The organism is Bradyrhizobium sp. WSM3983, assembly GCF_000473045.1.
Taxonomy (GTDB): Bacteria; Pseudomonadota; Alphaproteobacteria; order Rhizobiales; family Xanthobacteraceae; genus Bradyrhizobium.
Window position 1 is genome coordinate 26,792 of sequence record NZ_KI421489.1, and the last position, 23,311, is coordinate 50,102.

22 protein-coding genes and 1 pseudogene are annotated in these 23,311 nt (G+C 62.7%); 8 read left to right on the forward strand and 15 right to left on the reverse strand.

The annotated features are described in order from the left end of the window. Positions 1–270: 270 nt before the first annotated feature. On the forward strand, positions 271–516 hold the full coding sequence (locus YUA_RS0140845) for a hypothetical protein (RefSeq protein ID WP_156947618.1): 246 nt from the start codon (positions 271–273) through the stop codon (positions 514–516). Positions 517–563: 47 nt separating this feature from the next. On the opposite strand, the gene YUA_RS0140850 is transcribed toward YUA_RS0140845, so the two are convergent. Then, positions 564–1,772 carry a LuxR C-terminal-related transcriptional regulator gene (locus YUA_RS0140850; RefSeq protein WP_156947619.1) on the reverse strand — a complete coding sequence of 403 codons (1,209 nt, stop codon included), beginning with the start codon at positions 1,770–1,772 and terminating at the stop codon, positions 564–566. Between the two features lie 326 nt (positions 1,773–2,098). Next, positions 2,099–2,617, reverse strand: a complete 519-nt coding sequence (locus YUA_RS0140855; RefSeq protein WP_035973087.1) for an SRPBCC family protein — start codon at positions 2,615–2,617, stop codon at positions 2,099–2,101. Between the two features lie 226 nt (positions 2,618–2,843). Here YUA_RS0140855 and YUA_RS0140860 point away from each other — a divergent pair, with 226 nt between their 5' ends. Both YUA_RS0140860 and YUA_RS0140865 read left to right on the forward strand, forming a co-directional pair. After that, on the forward strand, positions 2,844–3,542 hold the full coding sequence (locus YUA_RS0140860) for a helix-turn-helix domain-containing protein (RefSeq protein WP_027535790.1): 699 nt from the start codon (positions 2,844–2,846) through the stop codon (positions 3,540–3,542). A gap of 153 nt (positions 3,543–3,695) precedes the next feature. Further along, a complete protein-coding gene (locus YUA_RS0140865) occupies positions 3,696–4,118 on the forward strand; it encodes a GFA family protein (protein WP_027535791.1) in 423 nt (140 codons plus the stop codon). A gap of 400 nt (positions 4,119–4,518) precedes the next feature. Here YUA_RS0140865 and YUA_RS50780 read toward each other — a convergent pair whose 3' ends face one another. From YUA_RS50780 to YUA_RS0140915, 9 genes and pseudogenes are all read right to left on the reverse strand, one after another. Then, positions 4,519–4,788, reverse strand: a complete 270-nt coding sequence (locus YUA_RS50780; RefSeq protein WP_156947620.1) for a hypothetical protein — start codon at positions 4,786–4,788, stop codon at positions 4,519–4,521. 306 nt (positions 4,789–5,094) lie between these two features. Continuing rightward, complete coding sequence (locus YUA_RS0140870) at positions 5,095–5,610, reverse strand: DUF3455 domain-containing protein (RefSeq protein ID WP_027535792.1); 516 nt, start codon at positions 5,608–5,610, stop codon at positions 5,095–5,097. 44 nt (positions 5,611–5,654) lie between these two features. Beyond that, the gene (locus tag YUA_RS0140875) at positions 5,655–6,515 is read right to left on the reverse strand and encodes a hypothetical protein (RefSeq protein WP_027535793.1); all 861 of its coding nucleotides are present in this window, start codon (positions 6,513–6,515) and stop codon (positions 5,655–5,657) included. 86 nt (positions 6,516–6,601) lie between these two features. Next, positions 6,602–7,555, reverse strand: a complete 954-nt coding sequence (locus YUA_RS0140880; protein WP_027535794.1) for a hypothetical protein — start codon at positions 7,553–7,555, stop codon at positions 6,602–6,604. Positions 7,556–7,940: 385 nt separating this feature from the next. Beyond that, entirely contained in the window at positions 7,941–8,357 is a 417-nt protein-coding gene (locus tag YUA_RS0140885; protein WP_245285395.1) for an isoprenylcysteine carboxylmethyltransferase family protein, read from the reverse strand. A gap of 185 nt (positions 8,358–8,542) precedes the next feature. After that, positions 8,543–9,232, reverse strand: coding sequence for an aspartate/glutamate racemase family protein (locus tag YUA_RS0140890; protein WP_027535796.1), 690 nt, complete (start codon positions 9,230–9,232; stop codon positions 8,543–8,545). A 501-nt stretch (positions 9,233–9,733) separates the two neighbouring features. Beyond that, positions 9,734–9,985 carry a hypothetical protein gene (locus tag YUA_RS46680; RefSeq protein WP_051383648.1) on the reverse strand — a complete coding sequence of 84 codons (252 nt, stop codon included), beginning with the start codon at positions 9,983–9,985 and terminating at the stop codon, positions 9,734–9,736. A gap of 600 nt (positions 9,986–10,585) precedes the next feature. Further along, a pseudogene (locus tag YUA_RS46685) lies at positions 10,586–10,735 on the reverse strand (polyketide cyclase); the annotation flags it as partial. A 622-nt stretch (positions 10,736–11,357) separates the two neighbouring features. After that, complete coding sequence (locus tag YUA_RS0140915; RefSeq protein WP_027535799.1) at positions 11,358–11,774, reverse strand: SRPBCC family protein; 417 nt, start codon at positions 11,772–11,774, stop codon at positions 11,358–11,360. A gap of 201 nt (positions 11,775–11,975) precedes the next feature. Between YUA_RS0140915 and YUA_RS52255 the strand changes: the two genes are divergently transcribed. Further along, positions 11,976–12,215, forward strand: coding sequence for a GDCCVxC domain-containing (seleno)protein (locus YUA_RS52255; RefSeq protein WP_084293240.1), 240 nt, complete (start codon positions 11,976–11,978; stop codon positions 12,213–12,215). A gap of 400 nt (positions 12,216–12,615) precedes the next feature. Continuing rightward, positions 12,616–13,302, forward strand: a complete 687-nt coding sequence (plsY, locus tag YUA_RS0140925) for a glycerol-3-phosphate 1-O-acyltransferase PlsY (RefSeq protein WP_027535801.1) — start codon at positions 12,616–12,618, stop codon at positions 13,300–13,302. Between the two features lie 7 nt (positions 13,303–13,309). On the opposite strand, the gene YUA_RS0140930 is transcribed toward plsY, so the two are convergent. Together YUA_RS0140930 and YUA_RS0140935 are read right to left on the reverse strand one after the other, a co-directional pair. Continuing rightward, positions 13,310–14,056 (reverse strand): hypothetical protein, encoded by a 747-nt coding sequence (locus YUA_RS0140930; protein WP_027535802.1) that lies wholly within the window; start codon positions 14,054–14,056, stop codon positions 13,310–13,312. A gap of 66 nt (positions 14,057–14,122) precedes the next feature. Beyond that, positions 14,123–15,739 carry an amidase family protein gene (locus tag YUA_RS0140935; protein WP_027535803.1) on the reverse strand — a complete coding sequence of 539 codons (1,617 nt, stop codon included), beginning with the start codon at positions 15,737–15,739 and terminating at the stop codon, positions 14,123–14,125. Between the two features lie 187 nt (positions 15,740–15,926). Between YUA_RS0140935 and YUA_RS0140940 the strand changes: the two genes are divergently transcribed. The 3 genes from YUA_RS0140940 to YUA_RS46690 all read left to right on the forward strand — a co-directional run bounded on the left by YUA_RS0140940 (position 15,927) and on the right by YUA_RS46690 (position 19,796). Next, positions 15,927–17,081: an acyl-CoA dehydrogenase family protein gene (locus tag YUA_RS0140940; RefSeq protein WP_027535804.1), complete on the forward strand. Its 1,155-nt coding sequence runs from the start codon at positions 15,927–15,929 to the stop codon at positions 17,079–17,081. A gap of 202 nt (positions 17,082–17,283) precedes the next feature. Beyond that, a complete protein-coding gene (locus tag YUA_RS0140945) occupies positions 17,284–19,248 on the forward strand; it encodes a methyl-accepting chemotaxis protein (protein WP_027535805.1) in 1,965 nt (654 codons plus the stop codon). Between the two features lie 107 nt (positions 19,249–19,355). After that, positions 19,356–19,796, forward strand: coding sequence for a hypothetical protein (locus YUA_RS46690; RefSeq protein ID WP_035973089.1), 441 nt, complete (start codon positions 19,356–19,358; stop codon positions 19,794–19,796). Positions 19,797–19,811: 15 nt separating this feature from the next. On the opposite strand, the gene YUA_RS47390 is transcribed toward YUA_RS46690, so the two are convergent. Continuing rightward, positions 19,812–20,537 (reverse strand): RDD family protein, encoded by a 726-nt coding sequence (locus YUA_RS47390; RefSeq protein ID WP_051383649.1) that lies wholly within the window; start codon positions 20,535–20,537, stop codon positions 19,812–19,814. A 129-nt stretch (positions 20,538–20,666) separates the two neighbouring features. After that, on the reverse strand, positions 20,667–22,826 hold the full coding sequence (locus YUA_RS0140960; RefSeq protein ID WP_027535806.1) for an EAL domain-containing protein: 2,160 nt from the start codon (positions 22,824–22,826) through the stop codon (positions 20,667–20,669). Between the last annotated feature and the right edge of the window lie 485 nt (positions 22,827–23,311).

Consider the following 23,311-nt stretch of genomic DNA (forward strand, 5'->3'; position numbering starts at 1 on the left):
GCGTCGGGCAAAACAGCGGCACGATGGCATCATGGCGGCGCCTGTGGATGGCGGGACCATTGCCGGGAGATCGAACAGGCGCCTTTCCAGGGCGAATCGAACCCCGCGCCTCGCGCGCTTAATGCGCGACGTCCTTAATGGCCTTTGAGCATCGGGCCGTCCCCCGATCGAACGACGCTGGCAGCAGAAATTGTCGTCATGATGCGGGCAGCTCAGGGCCTTGCCTCTTGGTCGGGCATCCAGATGAGCGGACAGAGCAGGAAGTAGACCATGAAAAATCATATGAATTTCTTTACAATCGTCACGACAGTCGCGGCGAGCATTATGCTCATAGCGGCGACGGAAGGCGTGTTCGCCCGAGACAACACCGGTACGCGCCCGATCAGCTCTGCCGCGGCAAAGCCCTTCAACATCAATGGTGGCCCGGGCAAGGGCATCGGCGGCGAACCCACTGCCGGGTTGGGCGGCTCTATGGGTGGCGGGACCCGCCCCACTCGCCCGCACCGGCAATGGTGATCAGTGAAGGCGCTGAGGAAATGTGGAGGCACGCCGTTTGCGTGCCTTCAATCGGCTAGTGGCGTGGAAAATCCGGCGACAAGCTTGACCAGATCGGCCTGTCGACCAGCGCCGGTTTTTTCATACAGGCGACTGACGTGCGTCTTGATCGTGCTCTCCGCGACCCCAAGCGCCGCGGCAACTTCCGGAACACCGCCAACTTCAACGACGGCAAGCAACACACGCAACTCGGTCGGCGTCAGCTTGTAGCTCCGGCCTATAACTTCCGGAGCCGACGGTGCTTCCAAGACGGCCTTGCGGACGAACAATGCAGCGACCGCCCCATTGATAGCGCCAGCAGGCAGATGGGCGTCCGATTTCAGCGGCAACAGGTGAGCGACGTAGCGTTCTCCGTCGGACGCTTGTAGTGGCAACGCAATGCCCCTGGCGGAGCGCACAGCGCCGCCCTGATCGGCCGCTGCGAAAGTGTCGCGCAAGATCCTGTTGATCTGCGCTTCGCCTGCGTTGAGTTCGCCATTAATCGAACGGAACACGCTGCCCTCCCTGAGAAGGGCATGCCCTGCGGCATTGGCGTGCACGATATGTCGTCGGCCGTCAACGAGAAACAGGCCGGAGCAGAGTCCATTGAAAGCTTCGGCGAATGTCGACGACTCTGCGCGCTTGAGATCGATGGTCTTGCCTATCAGAGCCGCACGCCGGACGTGAGGGATGACAAGCGACATGCGCCGACGCATTTCGTCGTCGACCATCCCCGCCGTCCGGCTGCGGACGACACTGAGAAAGACACATCCCGTCGCTGATTTCTCCAGCACGGCGCTCGCAACGTCGATCCAGCCCTGGGGCGCCGCCCATTCCTGATAGAAGCGCCCCTTACAGAATTCCTCGTACGACACGAGATCCGGAACGCTGACGACTTGTCCAATGCCGACAAGCGCAACTGCCGCGAGCGGGTTGAATTTCGAATATGTCTCCGAATAGAGTCGCATGCTACGCGCATCGATACCGAACTGATGATACGATTCGACGACTGCAAGGCCAGGCCGCGTGAAGGCCAGCATGGCTGCCGGACCGCCTACGAATTCTGCTATCTCTTCGAGGACAGTGGTCCAAGTCGCCGGGTCGAGGGAGGCATCATAGATGTCTCCAATCAGACGGGATGCTTTTTGATATTGGCTCTGCCGTTCGTTCTGCGCGTCCGACCGAACAACGGTGCCCGCCGGAGCAGATTTCGGATGGTATTGAATGCCGCTAGCCACCGTTGCTTCCTCTCGAGACGCGACCGAAATTCCACAACTGTGAGGATAGAAGGCGAGGACAGTTGATGGACAGCCGGATCGGAACGAATGCTGAGCGCCCAACAAAGAGGGACTCGCTCACTTCGGATGAGCAATGTTCACCCATGTCTCCGCCGGCCATTGATAAATTTGCGATCAGTGGAACTGATTCAAATCAGATTGTTTCCCATGAAGCCTTGCTGAATCGCCAGGCAATCTCACGAAATTAACTCTGCCGGTCGGCATCGAACGTTGGCTGGGCGATGCCGAACCGGCAGAGACGCAATCAGGGACGATGGCCTTGCCAATTATTTGGCAAGCCTGGCCTTGATTTCAGCCAGACCAACTTCATAGACGCCGTTCAACGCCTCGTTAGCCGCCCTTTCTTTGCCTTGGTCCGGGGTGTAAGAGCCGGTCCATGTGACAGTGGAGGAGCCGTCGCCCTTGGCCGTAACCTTGATGGTCGACGTGTAGTTTGTCACCGGCAACGGACTCGATAGGAATGAATAGGAATAGCTATACTCCGAGTCATTTCGTGCGGTTTGCTTTTCCACGAATGCCGCCTTGCCGTCCTTTGTCACGAGGGTTCGGGATGGGGGCGCCTTGCCGTCCTCAATGCAGGCGCCCACGGGCGGCAACCAGTCCTTGATCGCGCAGAACGGACCGATCATCGACCATACGGCCGATGGTGAGCCTTTAACGTCGACACTGCGCGACAGCGTGGCCGCGGAAGCTGCTGAGACGCCCATCACTACAAGGGCTGCCGCGCCAAGCGCCGCGGAGCGGATTATCACCGGCAAAGTCGGTTCAAACGTATACGATGTCATAGGAAATCCTTATTGGTTAAAAGCTGCAAGGGGCGGCTCTGCACCTCATCGGCGGCACGCGACGACAGGCGGAGTGCGCGTTTTCGGCGAGCCCAAGCTCGCTCCCCCCAGTTATCAACCGGCATTGCGCGCGACCAGTTCAGGAACTGAATCGAAGCCGGTACAGAAACTGAACTGGAAGCACTCGCGTCCAAGTCGTACGGTGACCTGGTTGGCGGAGGAAAACATGGCAACAGGCAGCTATAAGCAATTTTGCCCGGTCGCGATGGCAGCAGAGATATTATGCACCCGTTGGACAGTGGTGTTGCTGCGCGAGCTCGTGGCCGGCTCAACACGTTTTAATGACTTGCGTCGCGGCGTGCCGCGGATGTCGCCGGCCCTGCTCTCCCAGCGGCTCAAGGACCTTGAGGCGGCGGGAATCGTCGCCCGCACGGCCTCGGTGTCCGATCCCGGCATCTTCGAATATCATCTGACGGTATCTGGACGCGAACTCGGGCCCATCATCGAGGCCTTCGGCGTCTGGGGTCAGCGCCGGATCGAAGCGCACCTGTCGCTGAAGCACCTGGACGTTCAGCTTCTGATGTGGGACATGCGGCGAAATCTGAATACGACCCCCATGCCGCGAACGCGTAGCGTAGTCCAGTTCGTTTACCCTGACTTGTCGGGTGCGCAGCGCTCGTGGTGGCTGATCGTCGATCCCGAAGATGGTGTCGATCTCTGCTCGGTCGATCCAGGGTTCGATGTCGACCTCTATGTGTCAGTCGACCTGCGCACCATGACGGCCATCTGGATGGGGCTTGATACCGTACGCGCTGCCGTTGGGAGCGAGCGGATGATGCTGACCGGAAATCGGCAACTTGCCTCGGCGATGCAAGTCTGGCTTGGTCTCAGTCCATTTGCAAAGGAGCAAAAGCTCGCGAGCTGAACACGAGATCCGGCTCCCGGCCTCGTCGACCAGCATGAAGCTGAACTGCTTCGCGACGACATACCTGGCGCCAGTACAGTTCCTGAACTGGAATCGCGTCAACGCTCTTTGATACTCGATGACACGTGATCAACTTCGAAAGGGAGAAGAGTCATGAGTCACATCGGGAGCTGCTTTTGCGGCGCAGTGAAAGTCGAGGTCACAGGATCTCCGGAGGCCATGGGGTACTGCCATTGCAGTTCTTGCCGGTCCTGGTCCGGCGGTCCTGTCAACGCCTTCAGCCTGTGGAAGCCCGGCGCGGTACAGATCAAGTCAGGAGCCGAGCACATTGCGACGTTCGAGAAGACGGCACTCAGCGAGCGCCAATACTGCAGCAAGTGCGGCGGTCACCTGATGACCAACCATCCGCCGCTGGGGCTTGTGGACGTGTTCGCCGCGACCATCCCGACCCTTCCCTTTGCGCCTGGCGTTCACGTCAATTACGCTGAAACGGTGCTGCGCATGCGGGACGGGCTCCCCAAGCTCAAGGATTTTCCGGCCGAACTCGGCGGCTCCGGCGAAGCAGTGCCGGAATAAGGCCGGCTCTCCGGACAGCGGCAAGCCGCGTCAGAACGGTTCTCGCCGAAGCCCGAGCTCAAGCTCGCGCTTCGGCGATGTCGGTCGGCAAGCGATGGAAACTCGCGCTAACACACCTGCAGTCCCGGCTTCCAACATCGACAGCTGACGCCGCGTGTTCTCGACCATTTTGCATGAGCAGAAAAGCGTCGAACGCGTGTCTCTTTCGTCGAAGCCGGATTTGAGCTCGGCTTCGACGATGAGGGTCCTTAAACTCTGACCAAGCACGATGCCGCTAAGGTCTTCGCGGGCCGTGCCCTCTCGGGAACCAGAGGCAGCATATCCGCAACCTTTGGCTGGCCTGCGCTGGTCTGCATCTGATAACAACCCCGGATCCCGAGAGTCGCAGATCTGTCGTGCTCTATCGCGCGCGCTTGCCGATGACAGGCGTCATGACGACCCGGCTGCTGTGACCACGATGAAAGGGGTACCACCAACTACGATCGTGCCTGTGCTCGCCCCGGTAAACTGGAGGGAGAGGCTTTTCGATTGGAATTTCTCGGAGGGCGCGGCCTTCAGTCCCGGCGGCGTCTGCTGCGAACGTACCGCCGGCGGCTGCCGCCGGAACGCTTCCGACTGCAATCAGCGCGACGATGTGGATGGTGGAAATGAGGTTCTTCGACTTGTTCATGGGTTTTTCCTTTCTATTAGTCTCGCGGATGCTGCCTGCTTTGGCAAAGCGACTTACAGAGATTCATTGCCATCCGCGTCTAGCACTCAGCGCCGCCGCAGAAATCCTCCGACCGGGGGACAGTACGTGAATTCAGTTTGCCCGTGATCAATCAGCATAGTGACCTCCTTCAGGACTCCGAGCGCATCGGCACTCTTTGTCGCGAGGGTCGCTTGGCGCGGTTCGTTGCGCAGCTTGAGCGGACTGCATGTGGAGAGAAGCGACGCCAGTCTCCGCAGTCTTCAGCGCCGGCCTGGTCACAGGGTCTCAGTCCTTTCGCAAAAAGACGTAATCCGCCGAGTAAGGCACGCTGAGGAAAGCGCCTGCTTCGTCGCAAGGTCCGCGCGCTACGCCACCCCGGGTGTTGACACGCTCTACGCGGGTCACGCCGGACAATTTGCCGTTGCCGCGCTGGTCCACGACATCGAGCCGGAGCCACGGGATATCGGCCTCGGACGCACCAGGCGTGCTGCTGGCCAACTTGGCGTGCACCACGCTTCCATCGACGTACTCCCAGCGTGGACCCGCGTAATGGCGCCCGACCGTGCTACCGTCGAAGACAAGCGTGGCGATCGGCTCACGGGCGCGCCAGGCGAGGTTGCCGTCGGATGCGGCCCTGCACTCGTAGATTTGAGCCCCCTCGGCATGAAGGACAACAGCTAGTGCGAGGCTGGGCGTTGCAATTGCCGTAGGGATCGGCGCTGAGAGCTGGGCAGTAGCCGCGGCAAGCGATCCGACGCTGAGTGCAACGACGAATAGTGGCATTCTCCAGCGAGCATCCATGGCTTTCTCCTGGGTGATGCGAGATTGCGCAAATCCATTTCGGTTCATTTCTGCCTGCGGTTGCCGTCACCCGAAGCAGATCCTGAACCCGCAGTCCTGGTCGTCTGGGTGACCGTAACCCCGCCTTCGTGGCCGGAAGCAGCTCCTGCCGGATGACGATGATCGCTAACCCGCGACACTGCATCAGGGTTGGATACGGGCGTGCTGCTGACGGTTCCCGGGGCGGCAGCGGGCGGCGGGCTGTCGGGCTTGGGCGAGCCGCCATTGCGATGATCGTTGACGACGGGAGCTCGATTACCTAACGCGTCGTCGTTGCGATGGCCGGTCGGTGGAGGGACAGGCTGGCCCGCTGCGATCGCTCTGTCGCGGACGACCTTGTCGCGCGAGAGCGCGTACTCGTTTTTTGCAGCCGCGGGATTGGCGTAGGCGGCATTGACGCCTGCTGCTTTGAGTTGCCTCGCCAATTCAGGATCCCAGACGTGATAGCTGGCACCGTTTGGTGCTAGAATCATCTGTCCATTTTCGATAGGGACGCCTTGTTTGACCGTGTAGGTGCTGGTGCCTGCATTGTCCGTCACGACGACGGTCGTGTACTCGCCATTCCAGGTCGCGCCATCTGAGGCAGTCTTGCCTCCGCCCTTTCCCCCCGTGTTCTTTTCCTTGCCCTCCGCCCCGCGGCCTTTCACGTCATTGCCTTTGTATCCCCTTTCGGTATTCCTGCTTTCGCACGCGTGTTCAGCTTTGTTGCAGGCGTTGAAAGAGCCGAGTTTCTCGCCATCGCGAATGCAATGGTTGAATCTCGCCGAGCAGTTTTCAGGCTCAGCAAGGGCCTGCTGGGTGGAAACCCCGAAGCTGATCAGGGTGAGCGCGACGGTGGGGATCGTGTGACGTGAAAGTCTGGACATTCTGGTTTCCCTCGGATGGCTACTAGGCACTGGTGCTGGCAGGGCGACGAGAATAAGCCCGCCGCCCACGCGATCAGTTGCAGAGGTCACCAAGTCAGAAAGTCATAGACGACCTTCGCCGACTCTTTGACGCCGTGAACGGCGCCCTTAACTCCGTCTTTGGCGAGGCCATAGCCGGCAGCAATGGGAGGGCCAAAGGTGGCGACTGGAACTGCGTCGATGATCTTGAGGGCAGTTTTCGCAACAGGACCCCCCGGCATACCAAAACCGGTGACAGTGCCTCTAGAGGTCGGCGCCTCCGGCGTCGGCGCAACGCTGACGACCGTCTTGCCTTCGCCGTTTCGGGCGCCAACCTGAACGTTATTCTGCGCCGCTCCGACACCGAGCGCGTTGGATACGGTCACCGAGCCGCCGTTCAAGGTCACCGAATCCTTGCCGTTGGTCACGGTGATCTTGCCGGGAGCGCTGGAATACGCCGACACCCCTCCCGCGCCATCGGGTATTTCATACTTGGTCACGCCGTTGGACACGGTCACGTTGCCGGCGGGCGGGCTGAGAATCGGATGGATGGTGTTAACGGGCGGAGCGACGGCGGCCGTGTTCGCCGAGCCGGAAGCAATAGGTTTGCTTGCAGCTGAGTCAGTTGGCTTTCCGCTACTCGCCTCAACAGGCTTGTCGCTCGGCTTGCCCGTGGGCCCAGTCATTTTCTTGCCGTCAGCGAGCCGCTCTCGGTCCCGTCCCCATTTGTCGTGCTCTCGGTCCTGCTTGTTGGCATGCTTGTCGGCACGATCTGGCTTGAGACCAAACATGGGCTTGCGATCAGATTGGCCGCTGCCGCGACGCTCGGCGCCGATGGCATTGCGAGCCGGATCGCCCATGCCGCGCCTGGTGTCACTGCCGCCGCCCTGACCAAAATGGTTGAAGCCATGATTGCCATCATGATTGCCGGCAGTGGCCCCTTGTGCCGCGACCAGAAGAATCCCGGCAGCAAGGGCTGTGATGGCGCTTGTTGATCTAATGACGGAGTTGAATGTTTTCATGAGACACTCGCTGTGCTTGCTCGCAGCTTCCGATCAGCCTGCGATCAGGTTGTCGATCTCGTAGCGGCGAGATCCACGCAACCGTGTCATCACATCGAGCACTCCGCGTCCGCCAGTCGGGGGAAGCCAGACGGCACATTTCCCACGGAGGCGTCACTTCGGCGTGACGGCAATCCAATGGAAACGCGCTCAGAGGACGCAAGGACTACAGCGGCGGCATCCCGCGCAAACCGAAACATCCGGCAAAGAAGGCAGGAAGCCCGTAGGATGGGTTGAGCTCTTGCGAAACCCATCGCCCGACGGGCGGGCGCCGCGTTCAGCTCGATCCGATTGCGAGGACAAGAAGTTTGATGGGTTTCGCTGCAGCGAAACCCATCCTACGAGCTCACACCCAGCGCCGCACGCGCGCGACGTAGTCGTCATATTCCGCCTCGAACTGGCGGCGCATCTTGGCTTCCTCGAACGGGATATGGACCCAGTTGGCCGTCGCGAACACCGCGACAGGCGCAATAAACATGGGCCAGGCGCCGACCCATATCGCGATGCCGAGAGCGAGAATCACGAGGCCCAGATACATCGGGTTGCGCGTGAACTGGTAGGGGCCGCCGGTAACCAGCTTGCGATTCGTCGGCGACGTTGGTTGGATCTCGGTGTCCTCACGCCGGAACAGAACGAAAGCCCAGACTGGAGCGATGAACGCCAAGGCAACTAAAACCACTCCCAGCAGCGGAAGCGGGAAGCCCGGAAGCGCCGACCAGCCGAGCGACCAACTGAGCACCGCGCACAAGACCAGGTAGATCAACGTCCAAATCGGCGGAGGGAGTCGGAGCATGGTCGAACCAACTGGGCTGGATGCTCGGTTACGATTGGTAACGTACGAGTTTGTCCACTTTGGGCCGAATTCGGCCGGGGTGTCGGCGCCTTTCCAGACGAGATTGGGTTCTGGTATCAGCGAATTGAACCAACGCCAACCCGGCTACACCGCCTTCACCCAATCGCGAAATCGGCTGCCGTCTCTGCGTGAATGGCCGTCGTGTCGAACGTCTCGACCGATGTATCGGCAGCCCCCACCAGCATCGTGATCTCGGTGCAGCCGAGGATGATGCACTCCGCGCCGCGCCCGACCAGCGCGGCCATCACGTCCTGATAGCGGCGGCGCGAGGGAGCGGCGACGACGCCAAGACACAGCTCATCGTAGATGATGCGGTTCACGTCGGCCCGCTCGTCGGCGGGAGGCACCAGCACATCGAGATCGTGCGCTCGCAGTCGATCGACGTAAAAGTCTTCCTCCATTGTGAACTTCGTTCCCAAAAGCCCGACCCGCCGATACCCCTTGGCCCGAATGCGTTGCGCGGTTGCATCGCCGATGTGAATGAAGGGGATGGTCAGCTTCGAAACGATATCGGGCGCCAGTTTATGCATCGTGTTCGTGCACAACACGATCGCATGCGCGCCGGCGCTTTCGAGGCACTGCGCGACCTCCGCAAGGCTCGTCGCCGCCTCGGCCCAGCGGCCGGCATATTGCATCTCCTTGATCTCCTGAAAGTCGTAGGAGTACAGCAACAGCGGCGCCGAATGCAGCTTGCCCATGCGGTCGCGGACACGCTCGTTGATGAGCTTGTAATAGAGCGCGGTGCTCTCCCAGCTCATGCCCCCAATCAGGCCAATGGTTCGCATCCTGGCGTCTCCGAAACGTGGCGCGATCGGATCGTAGACGAAGAGATCGCGGCTCGCCACACCATGAAATGAGTTAGGTGAGCAGCCTGGTTCACCTCTCCCCAGCGGGAAGAGGTCGGATTGCTTTGGCGCGCAATTGCGCGCCTGAGCAATCCGGGTGAGGGGCCGCAATTAACCCTAAGCAGAAGTCTGCGGTCTCGAAGCCGCGCGTATCGGCTGATTTATCGGCCGATCTTCTTGATGCAAGTGGGTTCGCCGCTGGGGTGAGGCGTGCAATCCCAGTCGGGTCCAAAGCCCGCATTGGCGTTCCGCTGCGGTAGGAAAGGGAAATAAACCACAACGACCGCAAAGATGGTGACAGCGATAATTGCTGACACCAGCATCCATACAATGCCCGCGCGATCCGGACTCCAGTGGAGTCGCCGAATGGATCGATGCTTCCTTGGATTGGGGTGCTTCACAGCCGTATCATTGATGTGGTCTCACCGATACTTTGCGCATTCAAGCGGTTTCGACGCCTCTATTGACCTGCGGTTGTGTCCTACCAATCCCAAGCTCGAGAGCAGCAGCGATCCGCTCCAATCCTGCGTTCGTTCGCCGCGTTTCGGCAATCTGCTGCTCATATAGATCAATCATCGTGGCGCCGGACGGGGTGCGCTGGCGCATCACACGCATTGCCAAGATCGATCCACCCACCATCAGGATGAACGGCCACCAAGAGTACATGGCAAGCAGTATATCGCGCACGGTCATCTACAACCTCCTAAGTTAGGTAACTTTGATCAGTCGCTTGGTTTTTCTCGAGAACAGCTGCGATCCTCTCCATTGCAGCGCTCGTCCGGCATGTTTCGGTGAGGTGTTGCTCCCGCAACTCAATCATCGAGGCCCCGGAAGCTGCGCGTTCCCGGCACGATCGCCCTAACAGGATCCATCCCGCAGGTATCAAGATGATTGGCCACGCGTAGTAGAGGACAACAGCCCAATCGTATGTTTGCATGCGATTTGCACCAAGGCTTTCGACCGTTATGTCGATCACAACTTAAGCGCTAATCGTTCAAAACGCACGTGAGGCGCGCGCTCACAATTAATAGATCGTTGCTCGGGGCGCCCATTAGCGGCAAACGCCGGCGTCGACAATACGGTCTCGACAGAGCCGGGAGACAACCACGATCTTCTTTCTCACACTATTTGGCGTCCTTCTGAGGAAGCTTTCACAGGAGTAGGCCGCAAAGACGGGCATTGGGTCGGCTTCTGTGACCGGAAGCAGACTATTCCCTGTTCAATTTCCGCCAAGTGCTCCGCGGAAAGCCGGCGGCGGCCGTCAGGGACCTCTCCCTGGCGGCCACACGCCCTTTACGACGCCTTCTGCTTCGCCTCGACGTATCGCGCAAAACTGTCGAGGATCGCCTGCCAGCCGCTTTGCTGCTGCTCGACCGGGTGCGTCTGTTCGCCGTCGAAGACGACGCGGACGACAATGCCTTTCGGGCCGGGAACGAGTCTGATCAGGCATCGAATTTGCGCAGCGCGGCACAAGTTTGCACTGCCATCAGGTCGACGGTTGTGCTCTCTTTGGCTGCGCGATCTCTCGCCGATCTTTTCAGCCCCAGCCCCATGATCGGGCTGAGAGGGAGCGCGGCTCCCGGCGTTGATCCCTACGATTCGCGCCGGTCGCCTTGTTCATGAGTTCGCCTTGGAGTGACAGCCATGGTGCAGAACCTAGTAGCTGGATTGGTCGTGGTGGCTTTGATTATCATGGGCGTGCTTGCCTACGCCCAGAAACATGAGGGGTGCTTGCGCGGGCGCTCGCTCCAAACCTTCCAGCCCTGCGGAACAGTTAGCGTTGACATTTAGCGCTGGCCGCGACGCTGCGGCCAACCTCGCGCGAACTGGAGCCCATGATCCCGGGCAATCCTGGTTCGCCTATTTCCGCCTGTACGGGCCGAGCCGTTCTTCGCCGAATGTGGGTTCTTGACAAACTGGATGACCCGAAGCTGACATCGCTACGACCACGATTCATGCCCACAACTAACCGGAAGCAGACTATTCCCTGTTCAATTTCCGCCAAGTGCTCCGCGGAAAGCCGGCGGCGGCCGTCAGGGACCTCTCCCTGGCGGCCACACGCCCTTTACGACGCCTTCTGCTTCGCCTCGACGTATCGCGCAAAACTGTCGAGGATCGCCTGCCAGCCGCTTTGCTGCTGCTCGACCGAGTGCGTCTGTTCGCCGTCGAAGACGACGCGGACGACAATGCCTTTCGGGCCGGGAACGAACTCGACCTCGGCCTTTCGATCGCCGAACGCATATTCGATCAGCTTGTGTTCAACGATCGTCGTGTAGGTGCCGGCGAAGTCAAAGCCCATGCTGCCGTCCTTGGCCTCCATGCGCGACGAGAACACGCCGCCTTCACGCAGGTCGACCGTCGCCTTGGTCGTATGCCAGTCGTCCGACGCGGCGTTCCACTTCTCGATGTCGGCAGGCGTCGTATAGGCACGCCAGACCTGATCGATTGGGGCTGCGACGCTGGTTTCGACGGTGATCCTCATGGGTATTGCTCCAGTTCGATTTTGACGATCGAGATGACGGCATCACTTCACGTGCGCGGGGTCCATCTCCAGCACGTCCGGGAAGTGTCTGGCCAAGGACGATCGAGACCTGTCCATACCGACATGGTCGAGCCGTCAATGTGAAAAAATATGCAAAACGTGCTATCTTCGCCTTTTGAGGCTCCTCAGAGCAGCCCGGCCATGCAAATGCAATCGACCCTGACCTGTCCCGCATGCGGCCACAAGGCCACAGAGACCATGCCAACCGACGCGTGCGAGTTCTTCTACGATTGCAAGGGATGCGGCACCAGGTTGAAGCCCAAGGCGGGCGACTGTTGCGTGTTTTGCTCCTACGGCAGCGTGCCGTGTCCGCCGATTCAAGAGACTGGCAAGAGCGCGTGCTGTGGTCAGGGCCTCCGCGTTGGCGCCGAGAGCTCGTAATTCGCGCAATCCATCTTGATCTCGTATGGACCCTCATAGATGCCATCGCTCACCCACCGATAGACCTTGCGATACGCAGTGATTTGCTCGGAGCGCGGTTGGCGGCCCGCCGGACCGTGAACGTCAGACATCGTCTTTGACGAGATCTCGGTCAGAGTCAGCTTCTGGTCGGGATGATCATCACGCGTGAACACCATGGTCGGGACAAGCCCCGAATTGTTGTCGGTCGCTCTGAAGCTCGAGAACGAAGCCGAAAATCCTGAGCGCCAAACGCATGATCTTTCACTCGTGCCGGGATGCCTTCTACTACAGCGGGAACACAGTTCCAAGGCACTCGCCCATGGCGGTCAAACGAAGTCGGCGATAAAACAGCGCTTGCGGGACACTGGACTCAGGGCCGATGGGATTCTGGATAGCTGTTATAGTCGGATTGGTGATCGCCTATCTGCTCGGCGCGATCCCGACGGGCTATCTGGCGGGGAAGCTGCTGAGAGGCATCGACATTCGCGAGCACGGCTCCAGATCCACCGGCGCCACGAATGTGTTGCGGACCCTCGGCAAATGGCCTGCGCTGGCGGTACTCGTCATCGATGTGCTGAAGGGCGTGGCGGCCATCCTCGTTGCCCGCTGGTTTTGTCCGTGGCTCACTGCGGAGCTATCCCCGACGCCGCCGACAGCGGCCGATTTGCAAGTCTGGGTGCCGTGGGCCGTGTGCCTCGCCGGCATTGCCGCACTGCTGGGTCATGGCCGCTCGATCTGGCTGAATTTTACGGGTGGCAAATCGGCTGCAACCGGGCTGGGCGTGCTGCTGGGAATGTCGTGGCCGGTGGGATTGGGGGCGGCAGCGGTCTTCGGCATCGTGCTGGCGATCGCCCGGATCGTCTCACTCAGCTCGATGCTCGCAGCAGCAACCGCCATCATCCTCGTCTGCGGCTTTGCGCACCCGTGGCCCTATCGGTTGCTGGTGATCGCAGGCGGCCTCTACGTGATCGTTCGCCATCGCGCCAACATTCAGCGGCTGCTCGCGGGCACGGAGCCGCGGCTCGGTCAAAGCAGCCCGGATGCGAAAGCCGAAGCGCAGGTCTAATGCGGGATCAGTTCGCCACCTGAAGTGCGGCCGTGAAGGTGGCAAGATCGGCGCGCGCCAGCTCGTCGGGCGCCCATTTCGGAAGGTCGGCGAGCTCTGCGATCACGCGGGCCCGATCCTGCGGCAGCAGAAAGCTTGCCCAGACCTCGCGCGTGTCGCGCAGTGCGGCCGCGACCAGCCGCGCGTTGGCGGGCTTGCTGGCGCCCTGGATCGCCGCGCAGACCGTGGTCAGGATGTAGATAGCGCTGTTCTTGCGGAAGCCCAAAAATCCCTCCTCGCGGATGCGGGTGCGTTGCTCCGGCGCGAGCTCGGCCCAGAACAATTGGCCCGCAACCGCTTCGCGCGCCATGCCGCGGATCATGAAACTCATCGCTACCGCGTACTGGTCGCCATACTCGGTCATGTTGCGCGCAAGTGCCGCCAGATCAGGCTGCGGCCCCGGCTTCGAACCGTAAAGGATGAACAGCTTGTGGGTTGCGTTGGCGGCGTCGGTCCAATCCATCAGCCAATTCATGTCGCTCGCCTGCACGGGCGGCAGCGCGGCGAGGGCATCGAGATCGAAGACATGGCCGAGCAGGGCTGCGACCTCCGGCCGGGTCAGATCGGGCCGCTCGCCCTTTTTGGCGACGGCGTCGACATAGACCTTGAAGGCCTTCGCGGCATCGCGCGCGGCGGCCAGATCGTGCGCGCCGTCCTGCGCCAGCGCGGGCGACACGAATGCGAAAAGGATCAGGAGAATTCTGACGATCGGCATGGGAGGCCTCAACCGGCGGTATTGGTAACAATGGCCGTTGTTGGTCGCGGGCCGCGCCGCCAAGGTTCAGAGTGCCGGCAGGCCGGGCGGCGGCTTGCGCATGTGCGAGGCCTGCTCATAGGCGTAAGCGAGACGCAACAACTTGTGCTCGCTCCAGGCGCGGCCCGCGAAGCTGATGCCGAGCGGATAGTCCGACGTGTCCTTGCCGTCGGCGCCCGAGACGAAGCCTCCGGGCACCATGACGCTGGGATAGCCTGCCTTGGCTGCAATCGCCGCGCCGGTCGCGCCGGGGAACAGGACGGCGTCCAGCTTATGCTGGTTCATGTAGGCGTCCATGCCGCGCGTCCTGGCCGCGAGCAAGTCCATGGCGCGTGCCGATTTGTACTCGCGCTCGCTCAGATCACCCCTGGTGAGGTCAGAGGCGAGAAACAGGTCCTGGCCGAAGCGCAGCGCTTCTTTCGCGTTCGCCGCGTTGAAGGCCACGATGTCGGCCATGGTCTTGATGTCGGTGTTGGTCGCCCAATCCCTCAAATAGAGATTGAGGCCGTATTTCAGCTCGTAGAGAAACACGATCGGCGAACCGGTCGGATTGCCCTTGTTGCTGCTCAGCGGATTGCGGTTGAGCACGGCCATGCCGGTGCCCGGCCCGGCGATCCAGCCACGCGTCGGCATGTTGGCGCGCACGATGACGGCACCGAGATCCTCGAGCACCCTGATCGTCTCGGCCATCAGCTTGGCCCCGACGGGTGGCAACTTGCCGTAGTAGCAATCGTTCAGCGGGTCGGCGGGGTCGCTCGGCACGCCGATGCGCGCGCCCTTCATCGCATCGCGCGCGAGGTCGGCCGTGTAGTCGGCCGGCCTACGCTGTCGCTCCGTCGCCGGGTCGCGCGTGTCCCTGGTGGCCAGCACGTTCAGCAGCGTCGCCGCATCGCGCACCGTGCGCGTCATCGGCCCTGCGGTGTCCTGACTGTGCGCGACCGGCACGATGCCGGCGCGGCTGATCAGCCCGACGGTCGGCTTGATGGTGACGAGGCCATTCCGGCTGGCAGGATGCAGCAGCGAGCCCGAGGTCTCGGTGCCGATCGAGGCCGCACACAGACCGGCCGCTACGGCGACCGCCGAACCCGAGCTCGAGCCGCCCGGCTGCACGACCGGGATGCCATGTTCGTCCATCAGCGCCGGCACATAAGGGTTTTTCACCTGGCCGCCCAGCGATGAATAGCCCCCAGGCATCTCGATCGCGAGGATGTTGGCGAACTCGGTCAAATTCGCCTTGCCGAGGATCACCGCACCGGCCTTGCGCAGCAGCTTGACGACGGTGGCGTCGTCCCTGGAGCGCGCGCCCTCCAGTGCCAGCGAGCCTGCCGTGGTCGGCTGCTTGTCGGAGGTCGCGACGTTGTCCTTCACCAGGATCGGCACGCCGGCCAGCGGCCGTTTCGCCGACGGCTTGCTGCCGTCGAGCTTGGCTGCGATCGCGAGTGCGTCGGGATTGAGCGCGCGCACGGAATTCAGCATGGGCCCGCCGCGATCATAGGCCGCGATGCGCGCGAGATAGGCTTTGGTCAGCGCCGTGGCGGTGACCCGGCCGCCGGCCAGGGCATCGATGATGTCGCTCATCGGCGCGTCCTCGAGCGCCACCGCGGGCGCGGGCGGCGCTGCAGCGCGGCGGGTTGGCTTCTTCATCACGTGCCTCTCGGATGGAGATATGCTACGAAACGTAGCATTTATCCGGATTGCACGACAAGCAGATCGCTGAGTCTAACCCGCGCGGAACAATGCTTCGCGGACCCACCACCTTGATCGTCCCCACCAAATAGACCACCATCACGTCATTGACCGCTCACACCAGAATGGGCGAGGAAAAGCTGACATGAACGCAACTCCGGGGGTTGGCCTCGTCGAGCGGGCGCGGGCCATCGCGCCGCTGATTGCGGGCGAGGCCAACGAGATCGAGCGGACGCGGCGGCTGACGCCTGATCTCGTCGACGCGCTGATCGAGAACGGGCTCTATCGCGCGCTGCTGCCCCAGAGCCTGGGCGGATCGGAAGCGCCGCCCGACATCTTCATGCAGATGCTGGAGGAGATCGCGAAGGCCGATGCGTCCACGGCCTGGTGCCTCGCCCAATGCAGCGTCTGCGCCATGATCGCAGCCAGCCTCGACCACGATTCCGCACACGAGATCTTCAACACCGCCCCCGGCATTCTCGCCTGGGGCGCGGTTGCGCATGAGGCGCGCGCGGTCGAGGGCGGCTACCGCGTCACCGCGCGCTGGGATTTTGCCTCGGGCTCGCGGCAGGCGAGCTGGTTAGGCGCGCATGTCCGCATCGTCAATGCCGACGGCACACCGCGAAAGACTGCCGATGGTGCGCCGGAAATGCGCACCATCCTGTTCCCGCTGGCAGGTGCCGTGATGCACGACGTCTGGCAGGCGATCGGGCTCGCCGGCACCGGTACCGATTCCTATGAGGTGAAAGACCTCTTCATCCCCGATCGCTTCGCCGTGTTCCGGGACGTGCCGGAAGCCTTGCGCGAGCCAGGCCCGCTCTATCGGCTTCCCACCGGTTCGACCTTCAGCCTCGGCTTTGCCGCGGTCTCGCTCGGCGTCGCGCGCGCGACGCTGGATGCGGCGATCGCACTGGCGCGCGCAAAACACCAGTCGTTGGCGGCCAGCGCTATGCGCGACAACCAATCAGTCCAGGGCCTGATCGGCCGCACCGAGGCGGATCTGCGCGCCGCCCACGCCTATCTCTATGCGACGGCGAATGCGATGTGGCGCGACCTCTCCGTAACAGGCTCGTTCAGCCCGGCGCATCGCAGCGCCGTCCGCCTCGCCGCGACCTGGACCATCCAGCAATCGGCCAAGGTGGTCGACACCGCCTATCACATGGCCGGCGCCACCGCCGTATTCCGCAGCAATCCGTTCGAGCGACGGTTTCGTGACATGCACGCCATCACCCAGCAGATCCAGGCGCGCGACACGCATTACGAGGATGTCGGCAAGATGATCCTTGCCGAAAATCGCTAGTCGCCAACAAACGAAGCTGCGGCGCTTTGTCTCTTCTGACGGCGAACGACCAGTCTCTCCATGCGCAGACCGCATTGAGTCATGCAAAAGCAGGGTAGCGAATCCGTGGAAACACGGAGCCATGCCGCTCTTGTTGTTAAGCAATTTCTGGGACCGTTACGCAAAACCAAAATCAATCTTTTGTAATGCCCGGGAATTTTCGATGTTCAAGCTCAAGTCGATTGCGGCCCGCCTGATTCTCACGATCGCGCTCACCGTTGCGGTGGCTTGCGCCATCCTCTCCGGTTTCTCGATCACCCAGCAGCGGGCGCTGACACGGATGGCGCTCGATCAGCAGCTCAAGCTGCAATATGAGAGCGTGATCGCGGCGATTGACTATGAGGGCCGTTCGGCCTTGGCGGTCTCCGCCGTGATCGCCGCGCTGCCGCCGGTCGGCGATGCCATTGCCAAGGGCGATCGCGACGCCCTCCTCGCGCTGCTCGGCGACGCCAACAAGGCGCTGAAGGCGCAAGGCATCCCGCTGATCACCTTCCAGGTTCCACCGGCGATCTCTTTCTTCCGCGTCCACACTCCCAAGTCGTTTGGCGACGACGTCTCCGGCCGTCGCGCCACCGTGGTCGAGGCGCTCAAGACCGGGCGGCAGATCGTCGGCGTCGAGCCGGGCCGCGAGGCGCTCGGCATCTTCGGCATGACGCCGATCGTGCGCGACGGCAAGAACCTCGCCAATGTCGATATCGGCGCCGCCTTCGGCAAGGAATTCGTCGACCGCGCCAAGAAGCGCTTTGGCATCGACCTCGCCGTCTACTCCGTCGACGGCGCGGCGCTGAACAAGCTGTCCTCGACCTTCGGCGAGAACGCCGTCGCCAAGCCGGACGAACTGAGAGCCGTGATCAGCGGCGCGCCGCTGCTGCGCGGGGCCGAACTCGACGGCCATCCGGCCGAGGTCTATGCCGGGCCGATCAAGAACTACGCAGGCCAACCGGTCGGCGTGCTCGAGATTATCAAGGACACGACCGAATACGAGGCCGCCTTTGCCGCTTCCGAGCGCAATCTGATCCTCGGCACGGTCGCAATCCTCACCGCCGCCATCGTGCTGGCGTTCCTGCTCGGGCGCGGATTGTCGCGGCCGCTCACCGCGATCACCGCGGTCATGAACGCCCTGTCGAGCGGCGACACCCGCGTCACCATTCCCGGCAGCGAGCGTCCGGACGAGCTCGGCACCATGGCCAAGGCGGTCGAAATGTTTCGCCAGAGCATGCTCGAAACAGGCTCGCTGCGCGAGGCGCAGGAGGCCGACAAGGCCAAGGCCGAGATCGAGAAGCAGGCGCTGCAGCGCCGGATGGCCGACCGCTTCGAGGCCGACGTCAAGGGCGTGGTCGCCGCGGTCGCCAAGGCGACCGCGGGCATGCAGCATGTCGCCGGCGAGATCACCTCCAGCGTCAACGGCACCTCGCAACGCGCCTCGGCGGCTGCGACCGCGTCGGAAGAAGCCTCGACCAGCGTCAATGCGGTGGCGGCAGCGACCGAGGAGCTCGCCTCCTCCGTCACCGAGATCGGCCGCCAGGTCACCCATTCCAGCCAGGTCGCGAGCGGCGCGGTGGTCAAGGCCACCGAGACCACGGAGATGGTCACGAGCCTTGCGGCCTCCGCCGAGCGCATCGGCGACGTGCTGCGCCTGATCAGCGAGATCGCGAGCCAGACCAATCTGCTGGCGCTGAATGCCACCATCGAGGCGGCCCGCGCCGGCGAGGCCGGCCGCGGCTTTGCGGTCGTCGCGTCCGAAGTGAAGGAGCTGGCGAGCCAGACCGCGAAGGCGACCGACGAGATCGCGACCCAAGTCAATGCGATCCAGGCGGCGACCGGCAATTGCGTCACCGCGATCTCCGATATCAGCGGCACCATCCGCGAGATCAGCGGCATCGCCACCACGATTGCCGCCGCCGTCGAGGAGCAAGGCTCGGCGACGCGGGAGATCGCCCGCAGCGTGCAGCAGGCCTCCACCGGCACCACCGAAGTCTCGGCCAACGTCGCCGGCGCGAGCCAGGCCGCGGACCAGTCGCGTGCGCTGGCCGGCAATGTGATGGTCGCCTCGGGCGAGCTCGGGCAGCATGCGTCGGCGCTCCGGCAGAGTGTCGACACCTTCCTCGCGGGGCTTCGCGCGGCGTGACCGGCCGCGATCTGTTTGATTTAAATCAAGCCCACGACAGCAAGGCTGTCTCCGAATAGAGTGTCGATGGCCGCGCCCAAGCGCCGCCGTACAGCACGGAGACGGTCATGAGGTTCTCGAACTCTCTACGTACTGCCGTTCTCGCCGCGGCCGGCGCCCTGCTCGTCACGGGCGCCCAGGCCGGCCCGATGCCGACATCCGTGGCGACGATCAAGTCGATGGTCGATCCTGTGACCACCAACGTGCGCTGGGGCTACGGCTACCGCGGCGGCTACGGCTATCGCGGCGTCGGATGGGGTTACCGTGGCGGCTATGGCTATCGTGGCGGCCTCGCCTATCGCGGTTACGGCTATCGCGGCTACGGCTACCGGGGCCTCGGTTACGGCGGCGCCGGCGCCGTCGTCGGTGCCGGGATCGCGAGCGCCTATTACCGAGGCTATGGCGGCGGCTATCCCGGCTATGGCTATGCGCCGGCGTACGGATATGGCGGCGGCTACAGCTATGTCGACGACACCTGCATGCCGTCTGGCCCCTACTCCGGTTACTGAGTCACTCTGAACGAGTCAGGCCTTCCGCGCGCCGAGGAGCTGGCCACGCCAGCCGAGGGCGATGACGAAGGCCAGGCCCGCCAGATACAGCATGCCGACGACGATATCGACGATACGATCGCTGCCGGTGCAAATGCCGCTGAAGAAGCAGGCCCTCGACAAAACTCCGGCCTTGACCAGGACGTCAAGCGCTATCGGAAAGACGATGATGCAGAGAATGAGATAGGCCAGCGTCACAACGCCTCGTCGAAAGCGTGACGGCATTCCCGCGCGGTCGGACTCGACCCGCTCGGTGATGAATTGCGATGGCCCGGCCTGCGCAGGATCGCGGATCTGCACCGTCGAGCGCGTCAAGAGATCATGCACCGCCTGGTTTCGACGCGTCGCCCCCATGCTGAGGAACGAGTACCAGCCGAGCAGGCTCTTGAGGGCAAACCGGCCGAGCGCCCTGGGAAAACTCAGATTGCCGCCGTTGTCGGCGACCACGCGAAGGTTGGTCCAGTAATGCCCGAGCGTGCTGCCGACGCGCGAGACCAGGAGCGGTTCGTAGAGCACAAGAATCAGAACGACCACGGCCCCGAGCACCCGAGCCAGGGTATCGCTCTCGACATTGCTCGCCACGATCAAGGCGCCGAATACCAGCGCCAACGAGAGGGTCCAGTCGAGAAACATGGCGCGCAGCCGCCGCGAGAACCGTGCATAACGCGGCATGTCGGGCGCGGTCGGCGCGTCAAGGCTCATGGCGCGGGTCTCCGATGGATCGTCGGACGCCTGACAATGGCGGAGGTCAGATCATGCCACCAACGCAGCGTTCTCGCCGCAGGTTGTATCTGCGCTGCGCTACGCCTTCAAGACACAGATGACCAATACCTAAGCGACCAGCGCGGTGTCACCGTCGATGCCGCGCTGCGCGGCCAGCAGGCTGATGATCTCGGCATTGGGCCGGGCCTTGCTGAACAGAAAGCCCTGGCCCTCGTCGCAGCCCTCAGTGCGCAGGCAGCTCAGTTCGGCCTCGGTCTCGACGCCCTCGGCGGTGATGATGACGCCAAGGCCTTTGCCTAGGCTGACGATGGAGCGGATGATCGCCTGCGCCTCGCGGTTGGCGCCGAGATCGCGGACGAAGGACTGGTCGATCTTGATCTTGTCGAACGGGAAGCTGCGCAAATAGCTGAGGCTGGAATAGCCGGTGCCGAAATCGTCCATCGAGATGCGCACGCCGAGCGCGCGCAGCGCATGCAGCGTCGCCAGCACCTGGGCGCTCTTCTCCAAGAGCAGCGTTTCGGTGATCTCGAGCTCGAGCCGCCGCGGCGGCAGGCCGGAATGTTTCAGCGCGTCCGTGACCATCGACAGCAGATTGCCGCTGCGGAACTGGAGCGGCGACAGGTTGACGGCGACGCGGACGTCATCCGGCCAGGTCGCGGCATCGAGGCAGGCGCGGCGCAGCATCAGGCCGCCGAGAGGGTTGATGAGACCGGTTTCTTCCGCAACCGGAATGAACTCGGCCGGCGAGACCATGCCGCGCTCGGCATGCGGCCAGCGCACCAGCGCCTCGAAGCCGGTGATGCGGCCGCTCGAGAGGTCGATCAGTGGCTGATAATAGGGACGCAGCACGTCGTTCTGGATCGCGTCACGCAGCTCGACCTCGATCTTGCGGCGGCTCTGCGCTTTCGCATCGAGCGCAGCCTCGAAGAAGGCGAAGGTGCCGCGCGCATCCGACTTGGCGCGAGACAGCGCCATGTCGGCGCTCTTGAGCAGCTTTTCGGACTCATCGCCGTCACCGGGCGCCATCGCGATGCCGATGGAGGCGCCGATCACCACCGAATGGCCATCGAGCAGATAGGGATCGGCGATGGCTTCCAAGAGACGTTTTGCCATCATCACCGCGTCCTCGGGACGCGTCAGGCCGCTCTGCACGATCGCGAATTCGTCGGAGTTGAGCCGCGCCAGCGCGTCCTCCTCGCGCAAGGTCGAGCGCAGCCGCTTGGCAACGCCGCGCAGCAGCTTGTCGCCGACCGCGTGACCCAGCGTGTCGTTGACCGCCTTGAAATTGTCGAGCCCGAGCATCAGCACCGCGACCTTGTCGGTGCTGCGACGCGTATGGGCGAGCATCTCGTCGACCTGCTGGCGCAGCAGATTGCGGTTCGGCAGGCCGGTCAGCCCGTCATGCTGGGCCATGAAGGCAAGCCGCGCCTCGGCGCGCTTGCGTTCGGTGATGTCCATCAGGGCGAGCAGCACCGCGGGCCGCTCGTCATAGGTCAATTCGCGGGAATAGATCGCGAGATCGATCAACGCACCGTCGGCCTTGACGTGCTTCCAGGTGCGCGCGGCCTGCTCCTCGCTGGAGCGATCGATGGTCCAGGGCGGCTCGCTGTCGAAGGCCTGCAGGGAGCGGATCTTGAGCTTCTCGAACTCGGCGCGGCTATAGCCGTAATGCGCGACCGCGGCATCATTGACGCCGAGGATGCGCTCGTCGTCCAGCGCGCAGACGATCATGGGGACGGGATTGCCGTCGAACAGCAGGCGGAACGAGGCCTCGCGCTGCTTCAATTCGGTGATGTCGACGCGCAGGCCGACGACGCCGCCGTCATCGGTGCGGCGCTCCTCGATCAGGATGACGCGGCCGTCGGACAGCGTCTGCTCGTGGCGTTTGCCGGGCTCGTAAAGCTTCTTCAGCCGCTCGGCGATCCATTCGTCCTCGTGGCCGGCCGCTTCCGGATAGTCGCCGCGGGCCACGCCGACACGCAGCGTGTCTTCGAGCCGCACGCCTTCTTCGAACAGATCAGCGGTCTTGCTGTAGATCTCGGAATATTGCTTGTTCCAGAGGACGTAGCGGCCTTCGGGATCGAGGATCACGATGCCCTGCGGCAGCAGGTCGACGGCCTGGCGCAGCCGCTCATGCGATTTGCGCGCTTCAATGATGGCCGCTTCAGCTTCCGCACGGCTTTGCACGAGCAGGTCGCGTTCGGCGCGCGGGTGGGGCGCGCGCGCAAACCGCGGCTTGCGCGGCTGTCGGTCGCCCCTGGCAAGCACGTTACGCTTTCGCTTTTTTGTTTTTTTGAACCCCAAACTCAACTTCACACGTCCTAGCCGCGCCCAGCGGACGCAAGTCTTGCTCCAAGTGTCTGAAAGAAAAGTAATCTTGGGTGGTTTCGTTCTCCGGGGAGGCGCGTTGCTGTGGCTGGGAGCCGCAGCGTTTTGCCTGTTTGCGAGGCGCGATCAGCGTCGTCAGGCGCGTCGAACCTGCTTGCTCGCCGCGACCGGCGAGAGAGGAGACGCAAAAACGTGCACTCTCCTTGAATCAATTCCGGAACGCACCTCCGCGTGCATGCAGCAGCCAAGCGCATCTCGTTCCGAGCACGAATTTTGGTCAAGGCAGGATAGAGTTATCGTACCGTTAAAAATCGGGCTGCAGCGGCGGAAATCTACGACTTTCGCACGATGTCCCCGCTGCGCTTGAAGGCGCGCCAGTCCGAAAGCCTAATCCTTAACCCCGACGCGGCGTTGGGCTATAAGGA